Annotated in this window: 11 protein-coding genes; all 11 read right to left on the bottom strand. The window is 44.7% G+C overall.

Going from position 1 to position 11,845, the window contains the following annotated elements:
- Positions 1 to 30: 30 nt before the first annotated feature.
- Positions 31 to 381 carry a hypothetical protein gene (locus tag RF007C_RS15915; RefSeq protein WP_019680425.1) on the bottom strand — a complete coding sequence of 117 codons (351 nt, stop codon included), beginning with the start codon at positions 379 to 381 and terminating at the stop codon, positions 31 to 33.
- 6 nt (positions 382 to 387) lie between these two features.
- Entirely contained in the window at positions 388 to 2,259 is a 1,872-nt protein-coding gene (locus RF007C_RS15910; protein WP_037301646.1) for a protein kinase domain-containing protein, read from the bottom strand.
- Positions 2,234 to 2,410, bottom strand: a complete 177-nt coding sequence (locus RF007C_RS17585; protein WP_019680427.1) for a hypothetical protein — start codon at positions 2,408 to 2,410, stop codon at positions 2,234 to 2,236. The genes RF007C_RS15910 and RF007C_RS17585 overlap by 26 nt, the downstream gene beginning before the upstream one ends.
- A 6-nt stretch (positions 2,411 to 2,416) precedes the next feature.
- A complete protein-coding gene (locus tag RF007C_RS15905; RefSeq protein WP_019680428.1) occupies positions 2,417 to 2,728 on the bottom strand; it encodes a hypothetical protein in 312 nt (103 codons plus the stop codon).
- 5 nt (positions 2,729 to 2,733) lie between these two features.
- Positions 2,734 to 4,473 carry an FtsK/SpoIIIE domain-containing protein gene (locus RF007C_RS15900; protein WP_037301642.1) on the bottom strand — a complete coding sequence of 580 codons (1,740 nt, stop codon included), beginning with the start codon at positions 4,471 to 4,473 and terminating at the stop codon, positions 2,734 to 2,736.
- The gene (locus RF007C_RS15895) at positions 4,470 to 7,724 is read right to left on the bottom strand and encodes an FtsK/SpoIIIE domain-containing protein (RefSeq protein ID WP_037301640.1); all 3,255 of its coding nucleotides are present in this window, start codon (positions 7,722 to 7,724) and stop codon (positions 4,470 to 4,472) included. The genes RF007C_RS15900 and RF007C_RS15895 overlap by 4 nt, the downstream gene beginning before the upstream one ends.
- A complete protein-coding gene (locus tag RF007C_RS15890) occupies positions 7,721 to 9,193 on the bottom strand; it encodes a hypothetical protein (protein WP_019680431.1) in 1,473 nt (490 codons plus the stop codon). The genes RF007C_RS15895 and RF007C_RS15890 overlap by 4 nt, the downstream gene beginning before the upstream one ends.
- Before the next feature lie 76 nt (positions 9,194 to 9,269).
- Positions 9,270 to 9,566 (bottom strand): hypothetical protein, encoded by a 297-nt coding sequence (locus RF007C_RS15885; protein WP_019680432.1) that lies wholly within the window; start codon positions 9,564 to 9,566, stop codon positions 9,270 to 9,272.
- A gap of 24 nt (positions 9,567 to 9,590) precedes the next feature.
- The gene (locus RF007C_RS15880; protein ID WP_019680433.1) at positions 9,591 to 9,920 is read right to left on the bottom strand and encodes a WXG100 family type VII secretion target; all 330 of its coding nucleotides are present in this window, start codon (positions 9,918 to 9,920) and stop codon (positions 9,591 to 9,593) included.
- A gap of 19 nt (positions 9,921 to 9,939) precedes the next feature.
- Complete coding sequence (locus RF007C_RS15875) at positions 9,940 to 10,257, bottom strand: hypothetical protein (protein WP_019680434.1); 318 nt, start codon at positions 10,255 to 10,257, stop codon at positions 9,940 to 9,942.
- Positions 10,254 to 11,774, bottom strand: coding sequence for a tetratricopeptide repeat protein (locus RF007C_RS15870; protein WP_037301637.1), 1,521 nt, complete (start codon positions 11,772 to 11,774; stop codon positions 10,254 to 10,256). The genes RF007C_RS15875 and RF007C_RS15870 overlap by 4 nt, the downstream gene beginning before the upstream one ends.
- Between the last annotated feature and the right edge of the window lie 71 nt (positions 11,775 to 11,845).

Below are 11,845 nucleotides of genomic sequence, written 5' to 3'. Positions count from 1 at the left end.
TTAAAATAAAAGCTTTTGACTGAAAAATATTCAGTCCTTCTTTTTCTCAATTATCACGCCCTGTAAGGCATCATTGAAACGGCTCTTAATCCTGCTTCTTTTATATTTATAGAAATAAAGGATAAGTCCGATAACAAAAGCCAACAGTGCCAATGCTGCCGCAGCAGCCATCGGTACCAGAAGCCATGGTGAATCATATTTCAGGTCAAGTCTTCTTTCAAGCTTCGGATACCACCCGAAAAGCTGGAATATACCGAATAATACTGCTGTTCCCACTATCATTCCGAGCATTACCCTCAGGAAAGCCCGCATAATGTACTGCAAAAGCAGTCTTTTTTCCATGAATTTCCTGAATGAGTCAGTAAAGCCAAATCTACCCATAATCAATCAGCCTCCTATCCCACCGAGAAATTCCTGTATCTCAGAACGTTCAACGCCCCTGTTATCTGCAAGGAGCCTTATCGTATCATCGTTGTCGAGTACGTTTTTCAGCTTAATGATGGCATTTTTATATCTGCGATCATCCTTGTATTTTTCAAGCACGTTGAAAGCTTCGATAAAGCCTGTCTTTCCGACTTCGGCATTATATATTGATCTTGCGATCAGATAGCCCTCGCTCTGTGACTCTGTTTCTATGGTCATAATAGCCGAGGTTATTTCCTTGAAGTTCTTGGAATTGCCGTGCTGCATGATCTCATCGATATGTTCATCCAGCTGAGTGCTGTTCTTCATTCTCTTAAGGAGCTTGACGAGCAGCTCGGCTTCCTTGTCATCTATATCTCCGTCCTGATACGTAAAAGCTGAGATCATTCTGTATGTGCTGTCCTGTTTACTGCTCGATGCTGTTTTGATAAGGTCATTCGACAACGTATCGAGCTTGTAGAACTTTGTAACATTATAATCCGAGATAAGGACATTCCATTTATCGGTGGCAACACCGTAACCTACCAATCGGTAAAGCACTACCATCAGAAGGAAGGAGAACGCAACCGCAAGAGTCACGCCGAACATACCAAAGGCATTCCTTACCTTGAGATTTTCCGCACGCACCAGGGTAGGAGCAGAGTTCCTTGCCTCTTCTATATCCTTTTTAAGAACAGCATACGAATGATAATAATCATGATCGTCGATATACAGATAATTTCCGTTACGGGCTCTTGTACAGTTACGGATTATCTTTTCAAGCTTTTTATGATAACGCAGAGATGTAAACGAAAGGTCTCTGGTGCAGTACGCGTCATCCGTAAGGAAGTTCTCCTTATAGAAATCGTGGCTGTCAGTGGAAAAGCGCTTGTTTCCCGTTACGAGCTCAAATATATTGAGGCACTCCCAGAAAGTAGCGCCGAAGGAGAATATATCGCTCTCGATAGAAAGCCTTCCCTTCTCAACGGGCTGATCGAACGGGAACCGTGTGCCCTCAACGGCTTCTGCATAGCATTCCGGCGCAGCATATCCGAGAGTTCCGTACTGGAACATTCTCTCAACAGTCTCATTCGAGCTGTAATCCACAGGCATGAGCTTTACCTTTGCAAATCTGTCTGCCTTTGTTATGCGCTTTGCACGTCCGAAGTCAATGAGCACCAGCTCTTTGCCGTACTTTGTGACCATGATATTCTCAGGTTTAAGGTCGAGGTGAAGTATATTCTTCTTCTCGGTAACAAATTCAAGTATCTCACAGAGATTTATCATGAACTGTATTATCTCACCCTGATATTTTATTACATTTTCATAGTTCTTATAGCTAAGGTCGATACTTCTGCGTTCCGCTTCGGAATAGTCATGATAGTTAACGACCTTGCTCAGTCCGTTTTCCAGCTGTTCGGCTCTGCGCAGTTTCCAGCTTACCTCACGGCAGTACTCCTCAAGAGACCATCCGTCGATATACTCTTCAACTACGCAGAAATATCCGTCACTGTTAATTACCTTGCTTGCGATCTTATCGCAGGGCATACTGAAGTCACCGATGTCCTCAATAACGTCAAATATACGCACGATAGATCTGCATTCCTGGAGCTCATCGAATATGCTGAGCTCCTCATCTCTGAATTTCTTCAGCCTGTCAACGGTTACACCGTTTTCTTTTACATATTTCGGCTTGAATTTAAGTACGCATGAAAACTGCAGACCGCCTTCATTAGCCGTTTTTAGTCCCTTATATACAATACTCTCAGTACCAATCGCGATAAATCCGTCCTTATTGAGCCCGTAGGACGTATCCACCGTGAATTTAAAATCAGTTCCTCTTATCTCTCGGCTCATTATTCACCATTTCCTTGTTATCTTTATCAGAAAAAATCAGGTTGAATATAGTCTTGTCGGATGTTTCGGGAACTTCGCTGAGTACGCTGATACTCTGCTTCTTTTTCTCTTTGCTGTCGGTATTTATCTCACCGACGCTTGGTTTTCCCATTTTTTATTATGCTCCTTCAGAAGGATTTTCATTGAATGCTTTCAGCTCTTCATCAAGATTAAGGTAAGCCTCCTTGACGTCCTTGATAACACTGTCGCAGATAGTATCAAGTATAGTCTTGATACCGCCTACATTCTCCATGATGTGGTCGGATTCCTGCTTATAAGCGTCCTTTCCCTCACCCTTCCACTTTCTGAGGAGAGTGGAATTGATGTCATCAAATTTATCCTTTATGGAATCAAATTCATTAATTGCCTCCTGTGCCTGAGTTTCAAACTGAACGAATTTTTCAATATCGGCTGATACAAATCCTGCCATATATCTCATTCCTTTCCGTATTTTATATATTTAAGCTTCATGAGCTTATCAGCTTCAATATCGTAGCTGTAGCCGTCACCCAGCTCGCACTTTGCGTAATCCTCCTTGAGAGTCTTTACGTCCATATTGCCGAATATGGTCTTTTGTCCTCTTTCGGCCGCAAATTCTGCGATATTATCCAGCAGGAACGCTGCGGAAATATTATTGTTGAAGAAGGAATTCTGTTCTCCGTCGCTTATCTTCTGGACATCGGAGAAAATAAACAGAAGTCCCCTTTCCTCCGCAACTGCCGTCAGCTGAGGGAGTATAGAATTGATAAATCTCTTTCCCTCGGGAGTATTCAGGTAAACCTGCTTGCTCTGAATAACGAATACCGTAAAGGGATTTTCCTCCGCTTTACAGTCGGGGATATTCTCCATTTCCCTCTTGAGGGTGTCGCTGACTCCGTATATTCCCGCAAGGAATCTCTTATCCAGCTCGATATAATTCCTGTTAAGGTACAGGAAGAACTGCTGGAGTGGCGAAAGCTTGCGGTTCTCTAAAACTGAGCCGTCCTTCATTTCCAGATCCATCTTCTCAAAGCTGTTTATCATAACGCAATCGCACTCTGTGCTGTACGTATCATAAAACTCCTTAAGCTGATTTCGTCCGTCATCAAGGAAAACCATTCTCAGCTCCTCCGCCTGGCTTGCAAGTCCGTGAAGAAGTATCCTTAACAGGTTTGTCTTTCCGAACTCTTTTTTACCGTATATCGCAACGGTATGAGTTTTTGCAAGATCAACAGTAACGGGACAGAAATCAACGTAATCGAGTCCCACGCTTACAGGACAGAGATAAGACTCTTCACGTTCCGGCTTTTGTGCAAGCTTTTCGTATTCGTCCGGTGTAAGCTCCTTTGGGAAGGTAAGATGTCGCTTTACCCTCTTTTCGTATTCATTCGTCTCGCTGTTGAAAGCATACTTCTTTTGGAGTGCCTGGCCGAAGGATCCGTTCTTTCCGTCGGGATCCGCCATTGTCTGAGCCTTGAAGCACTGTACCTCATACGGCTCATTCATTTTGAAGGTTCCCGTGATGCCCGCCGGCTTTATCGTTACATTGGTAAAGCCGTGGCCCGGATTGTTTCCTATAGAACCGACCTTCTGGTTGAATACCTCCATATATTTGTCAACAGGCATCTCAAATGCCACTTTCTGTCGGAAACTGCCCGTATAGGAATTCAGTCCCTTGGTGTCGCCTGCTGTTACTACTACCGTAATGCCCTTTGAGAGTCCGTCACGGCAGAGCTTTGCAAGCTTTTCCTGATATGCCGTATAGCGTGCCTCTTCGGTAAAGGCATTTAGGTTGTCGATGATAAATGTGGTGTGTACAGGCTGTTCATCGCCTGCTTCACGGTAATTCTTACCGTTGAGTATCTTTATGTTCTCTTTAAGGATATTATCCATTATCTTGAAAACACGTTTTACATACTCCTCATTGGAATTGTCGAAATAGGCTGATACCAGCGGCATATCCCTGTACTCTGACAGTGCGCCGCCGAAATCGAGAATAAAAATCCTCTCTTCCTTTTCGTTCATATGCTTATGGAGAATGTTTATCAGTGTTTTCAGAAAAGTTGTCTTACCGCTCATGGAAGCTCCGAAGACCATGACATTAGAATCGAGAAGATCAACGTCAAAATCGGGCTGGAGCTGTATTATCGGGATGTCGAACTTTCCCAGCGTGCAAACTATTTTCTTTCTGCTCACTCAGTTCCCTCCCATTCCGAACTCTCCATTATGACAGTCGGAAGCGGCGGCAGGAAGATCTGCCTCGGCTTCTCCATATTTCTGCCGATGTCGATTATTGTATTTACAATGAAAGCAAGCTGAGTATCATGCTCACTGACATTTGCGCTCTTCTTCTTTTCAAGGATATTGTCCTTCTTTGAGGAGTAGAAATCCTTGTTGAAGCGTCCCGAATTGGGTACCTGAGTAACATTTACCGCAGGCTCGATGTTCAGATTCTTGTTTGCGCCCGTATATGCGGACTGGAAATACTCGAATCTGCTTCCGGTACCTACCAGCAGGTAAGCACGGCCGTTAAGAGGCATAGTCGGAGCCGCAGCCGCAGGACTTCCCAGCATTTCCTTTGAAGCCTGCTTTGTAGCGACCTTAAGACATATTCTCGCCTTTGAGTTTACTCGGATATCGTCGGTGATAGCACCCTCGATATTCTGAGATACCAGTATGATATGGAAGCCCAGTGTACGTCCTACACGGGCGATAGTAGTGATCTCTGCAATAAAGTCAACGTCGTCGCTCTCGCTGGAGAAACGCTTCAGCTCGGTAAACTCGTCAACGACAAGTACCAGATGCGACAGTGAAGGCAGCTCGGAAACTTCCTTTTTAAGCATTTCCTTCTGTTTATCGTTGAGCTTTTTCTTCATGCTCTCGATCTTCTCACTGTTTTCAGGATTGTCCTCAAGAGCCTTGATCTTTCTTATAAGACGCAACGCTCTTATGTAAGCATCCGCAGTATCTACGCCGAAGCTTGAAAGCAGGAGCTTACGCTTCTTTATCTCTGCATTCAGAGTCTCAAGGAATCGCTTGAGCATATATGCCGCAGAGGTTCCCTCGTCCTCACCTGCTGTATCGGTAACAACGCCCACACAGTGAGGAAGTCCGCCGAGACGGTCGGAGAAGCCGCCGCCCTTCATATCAACAAGCATGAGGTTGAGATCCATAGGCGAATACTTCATACACAGTCCGATAAGATAGGTAATGATGGTCTCCGACTTACCGGAACCGGTAGTTCCCGCAACAAGCATATGCGGTCCATCGGCCTTTTCGTAAAGGTCGAGGCACATAGCGCCGTGCTCGTTCTTTCCTATGGGTATCCTGAGATTTCTTGTTACGTCGTTCTTGTCAACGTCCTGCCAGCTCTCTCTTATGCTCTCCTTTACCTCGCCGTTTTCGACTTTTTCGGAGTTATACCCGTAGAGCTCGAAAAGTGTTACCATGGAAGGTACCTTACCGTTTTCAGCTATACGTGTATAGTAGATAGCACTGAGCTGTTTGTATGCCAGAGCAAAAGAGTCATCGTAACTCTCCGGGCCGAAGATGAATTTGTTCTGGAAATACTTATACTCGATAAGATTATCGGTATCATTCACCTTTGTGCGGTCGTTATTATCCTCACTGAGAACGTTAAGCGTTTCACGGCTGAGGATATTGTAACGGAGACTTACCTTTCTCTCACGCTCGTTGTCGTGGTCGATATTGATGATGTTGCCGCAGTATTTCGGCAGCTTGTCCTTTACGGACTGTATGAATATGAATGTAAGCCCCAGTGCATTCACGTAGGGCTCGCCCTCCTTCGGAACCTCGGGAAGGAATTTTGAAAAACCTGTTTCCTTGATGTCGTAATCATAGAAGACTACGCATACTACCTGAGTGAGCTTTGAGTTATCGGGAGCTGAATCATCGCTTTCGGTCTTTACCTGATTTCTTTCATTCATAAGACTGAGAAGCTGTCCGAATACAAGTCCCGAGCTTTCCTTATCGAAAACGAACTGTGACAGTCCGTCGAAAAGCTCATTGGTATGAGGCAGGTATTTATAATTGTTTAATATCTCGTTCTGCCTGTTTATGTCTTTTTCCTTATCAAAGAAGAAGACAAACTGCAGATCCTCAGGGGAATGATAGTAAGCCAGCTCAAAGACAACGTGCTGGATAAAGCTGTGTGAGGTCTCAGCGTTATTCGAAATCACGCCGAGAGCTCCGCAATCCTTCAGGTCTATGAGGAGAGGAGGCTTCTTGCCTGTATCGCTCCTGAGGTAGTTGAAGCCAAGTACTTCATCGCCGTTCTTGCTGTCAACGCCCTTATTTGCAAAGTTATAGGCAAGATCAGTCAACAGGAACTTATTTCTGTCGCGCGCAACTATCTCCTCCGGAGACATCTTTTTAAGCTTCCTGTCGTTCTTTGCATTGGGGATAAGTATCTCGATCTCATCCCTGCCCTTTTTCATCTTATAATAAATATCATAATAGATATTGTCTTTTTTCTCTGCTTTGATCTCAAACAGAGGCTTTACCTCATCGGAAGTACCGAGAGAGATCATCATGAAGTCATTATCGTTCTGAGAACGCGAGAAAATTATACCATTGATCTCAGCAGTGTTTTTGAAAAGCTTTTCCATACCCGGGTAAACACTGTTGAGGTAAACGATATCGCTCTCCTGCCATTCCTTGATGGTGTGGATTATACGCGAGATATAATTCTCGTAGTTCTCCTTCCACTCGGCAATGTTCTTCTTGTACTCTCTGCGCTTTTTGATATAATTGTAAAGCGTGGTAACAAGAGAAACAACACCCATGGCTCCTGACATAAGGAGCATGGTATTACCCATGGCAGCCGAGCCTCTGGCAAACTTCATTATGAGAAAACGTGCGCCTACCATACCGCCTGTTGAAAGCACTGTTGGGATAATAACGTCGAGCAGCGACGATTTATCCTTCTGAGGCATTTCATTAGGAGGGATAATATCAACTACCGACGATTCTATAACGTTGAGTCGTCTGGTACTGATATTGTATTCCAGCGAATCCTTCTCCTTGAGGATGTAGCTGCTCTCTTCATCCTTGAAGAGGGATGTGGTCCTTACATTTCTGTCCATAGTTATAAGGACGCAGCTGGAAGTAACAAAGCCGAGCTTGTCAAGTCCGAGATCGAATATTCTCGTCTTTTCATCGCCCTTCCCTACAGTATCGGTGAAATCTATGACGCTGTGTTTTCCTTTTGCCGTATACAGCACCTGAAGCTCCTTGCGTTTCTTGATATACATCTCGAAAAGCTCGGAGCATTCTTCCAGGTCCTGTGATTTTTTCAATCCGTAGTATAACGACTCGATGAATGCTTTAAGGGTAATATCCTTCAGTACAAGAAATGACAGTTCTCTGTTCTTGTTCTCGTCACTGAATTCAAACCTTGCCGAGATCATTATCTCATTGTTTTTCATATTCCTGTTCCTTTGTATTCATTTTTGAACATTGAAAGGATACTATCCTGTGCACTTTTTGCATCAAAGGATCTTATCTTTTCAGTAACGGCACATATATCCTCCTGAGTTATACCGTCCTGTGTTATACCGTCGTTATTTATTACAATTCCGCTGAGATTCTGCTTGATACGCTCGGTATCCTCTACCTTGATTATATCAGGCTTTCTGATATTTGCTCTTCCGTCGGGCATATTTCCTACATTGTGCTGTGGAACTGCCGCCTTGGCATTTATCTTGAGTCTGATACCAGGCATCTCGGGAGCCTCGAAATTCTTAGCGATTACTCTTACGACGCCCTTCTTATTTACCTTGGGAGCATTCATCTCAGGCATAGAGAATTCAGCGTGCAGCATTTCGGGAACAGCTCTCTTTCTGAGCTTTACCTGTGCCCTGTCGGGTCTGTTGAAGCTGCTGAGTTTAAGTTCGGGTACAGCGATGTCAGGTCGCTTTCCTGCCTTTACCTCAGGCTTGCGGAAGCTGCTCTTCTTCATTTCAGGCATAGCAATGTCCGGACGCTTGCCTATCTTGACTTCTGGATTGCTGAATCGTCTTGATCTCGGAGCGGATGCTGATACTGTCCTCAGAGCAGGCTTGCTCAGAGACGGCATATCGAAGCCCTTTTTACCAAAGCTTCTTATCTCCGGCTTCATAAGCGAAGGTGCGCCTGTAGCCGCCAGTCTGAATTCGGCTGACAGCGTATCTGCCTTTGCAGGAACGTGCAGCTTTACTGCATTCATCGCAGGCATCTTGAAGCTTGCTGATGCTGTTCTTGCTTTTCTGGGTACGCTGAGCTTTACAGACGCCAGCTCAGGCTGTAAGAATTCTCTTGCTGCCGCCATTGGATCTACAGTCTTCTTTGTAAGTGCGAGAGGCTTTCTTTCAGGCATTTCAAAGCTCTTGGGAGCAAACTGTGCAATTGGCTTCTTCACAAGTGAAACATTGATATCAGCTGAAGAGCTGTCAAAGCTCTTACTTACAACAACAGGCTTACCGGCCTTTCTGACACTGTATTTTCTTCCGCCAAACTCATTGAGACCGCCGATCTTCTCAGACAGACCTCCGCTGAGCTCCTTGCCAAGAGATATGCGTTCCTTGATAGGGCTGCTCGCATTTATAAAGCCTGTAATGTCTGTCGAGGAAATACCCTCTACCGCAAATCGCTCTGCATCAAAAGAAGCCTTAGGTGCTTTCCTGAGCTCTATTCTGCCTATGCCTTCATTCCTGAAGGGAGCCATCTCAGGAGCATCAACTGTTCCTACAGTACGCATTGACGGAGAATACTTCTTTATTTCTGCATTTTCGATCTTTTCGATCTTTTCAACAAATGCAAGGCGTTCCTTATAGCGTCTGAGTTCCTTTTCGTAATTCTCAAGCTGCTTTTCGTTTAAAAAAAGCTTTTCTTCTTCATTCAGTATTCTGAAAGCCATGGTCTACCTCCCGTAACGTAATAAGTGCAGTCCCGAAGTTTGCATGACTTATTCCGGGACTGCACATACGAGTTTATCAGCCGCTAATGCTTGCAGCGATCTGTGCGTCAACGTTCTCGAACTGCTCTCTGTTCTGCTCGAGAAGATCAGCCATACCCTTAACTGCAGCAGAAAGGCTCTCTGCTACGAAGCTCTTTATATCACCATCGATAAGAGTCTGTAATGCATCCTTAGCCTCGCCTTCCATGTCGGCAAGAGCGCTGGTGAGTCCGCTGATAAGAGCGTCACCTGCATCCTGATATGCTGATGAAATGTTATTGATCTCTGATACTGCGCTTACTACAGCCTCATTTACTATTCTACAACCTGCCATTTTTACTTTACCTCCTGTATATAATTAACCCTGGCCATTCTGTGTTCCGAGCTGATCATCAAGACCGTCGCCGTCCTTCGGGATAGCGTCGTTGATGCCGTTGAGGATGTTTCTCAGAAGCTCGATGATATCTGTTACAGCCTTACCTGTGATAGGCTCTATCTGATTTGTATAGAATGTCTGGAAACCTGAAGCAGCACTACCGCTGAAGCTTCCGGGGATAAGGTTGTTAACTTCTGTGTCAAGTCTCTGATAGAGGCTCTGTGATGTTGCCTCATACTCTTCAACTGCGCTTAATGCAGCGCTGATCATTTCGGGTGTAATGTTTACTGTACCAGTACTTCCCATTGCCATAATTTTTTCCTCCTGTTAATTAAAAATTGATGCTTTCTACAAGCTCATCATATTTGTCGAATACGCTCTGATAATACGGTGTAGAAATTATATCATCAAGCGTTTTTGACATCTGGTCGATCACAAGAATAAGATCTTCGATCGGCTGCAACAGCACATCTTTAGCTGTTATCTCGATCGCATGACCTGCGGGAGTGTCAAGTGCTGTTGTAATGTCTTCGTACATCTTTTCCAGCTTGTCCTTGAGATTTTCCGCTCTTGTCTTCAGTGCAGCCATATCAGCCGCAGCAGTGTTAAAAGCTTCACTGTCAAGTTTGATATCCTGATCCAAACTCAATAATTATCACCTCCGCCTTTGGCCTCGTTAATCTTAGCGAGGAAAGATTTCTTGATCTCGGGTGTAAGCAAATTACAAAGCTGTTCTGCTTCCCCATACTGTTCAATGTCGGTATAACACTGAATACGGAAGGTCACTGCTGCAATATCGCTGGGATCCTTGATCATAGCGTTTCTGAAGAACTTGATGGTCTCTTCATACTTCTTAGCCGCCTCGTCTGATCCAAGCTTCTTGTAAGCATTGGTCTCGCTGTAAATACCGATATATTTGTTATGAGTGCTTTCGCTGCTCTGTAATTTTCTTGCATAGTCAATGACTTTCTTGAAGTCATTCTTGAGAGTGTAAGCGCCAACGTAGAGTCTGTTGATCTGATCGTTGTTATCCGCGGTAAGCTCGAACTCTTCACTTTCGTCAAGAGTATACCTATCCTTGGGTTCTTCCTCACCCTCGTCTATGACAGTGAGATAATCTCTCTGTCCATTCTCATCAGGCTCTATGCTTTCGGCAAGCTCATCCACTCCGTATTCGCCAAGCTCATTTTCGATGCGGATATTATCCGCTTCGAGCATATCCTCTATATCGTACTCGGTAAGCTTTTTACCGCTGTGATCCAGAGGAACGATCTCGAATTCGTTATTGTAGGATGAAGCAGGGTTCTGTGCCGCATTGAGGCACTCAATAGTTCTGTCTGCATCCTCGAGCTGGAGCCAGAGCTCTGCTGAGCTGATATATGTCTCGGCTACCTCCCTGACAGAAGGTTCAAGCCTGTCAAGACCGCTGACAAGCAATCCAAGGGACTTCTTAAGATGTTCCTTATCCTTGTCTCTTTCATAATTCTGAAGTTCAAATGATACGCAGTCCATATAGTAATCCATGGAAGGCGCAGAGAACTTTCCTGCTATCTCAAGTTCGCGCTTTGCAGCATCCAGTCTGTTCGCCTGGCACAGCAGCTTGAACGCGTACTGATAACCTATATACTCTGACGGTGCGATGAGCTTCATCTGATTGCAGACCTCAAGTCCCTTCTTGATCTCGCCCTTCATACCGTAGATGATAGCCTTTCGGCGCATGATGTCCATGTCAATGCCGATGATCGCCTCAGCCTTGTTAAGGTTTACAAGAGCATCGTTGTATCGGCCGATGTCAAAGCATATAATTCCGAGGAGATTGTAAAGCTGAACCGTATTCTCCGGTGTACAACCGAGCTCCTCAGCCTTGGCAAGGTTCTTTACAGCCTCGCCTGCCTTTTCGGCGGAAGCATAGGCATAACCTATGTTGAAGTACCTGTTGCCGTTGTTCGGCTCAAGTTTTACCGCCTTTTTGTAATAGTCAATAGCGTTTTCGTAATCCCCCAGAGACATACAAGCGTTACCAGCGCACTGATATGCGTCGGGATCCTTTGAAGCGAGTTGTATTGCTTCCTTTGCTAAATTTAGAGCTTCACGGTTCTGGCCGTTCATAAATGCAAAGCGTGAATCGGCCATGAGCTGCTGTGCTCTTTCCTGATTTGATGTCATTTATTCGACTCCTTTCGGTTTAAATTGAACTTAACTCTTCAAAAAATAATAATTAGATTTCTTTTTTACCC

It is taken from the genome of Ruminococcus flavefaciens 007c, assembly GCF_000571935.1.
GTDB lineage: Bacteria > Bacillota > Clostridia > Oscillospirales > Ruminococcaceae > Ruminococcus > Ruminococcus flavefaciens_F.
The sequence above is the reverse complement of the archived record's forward strand: the minus strand, read 5'-3'. Positions and strand labels throughout refer to the sequence as shown.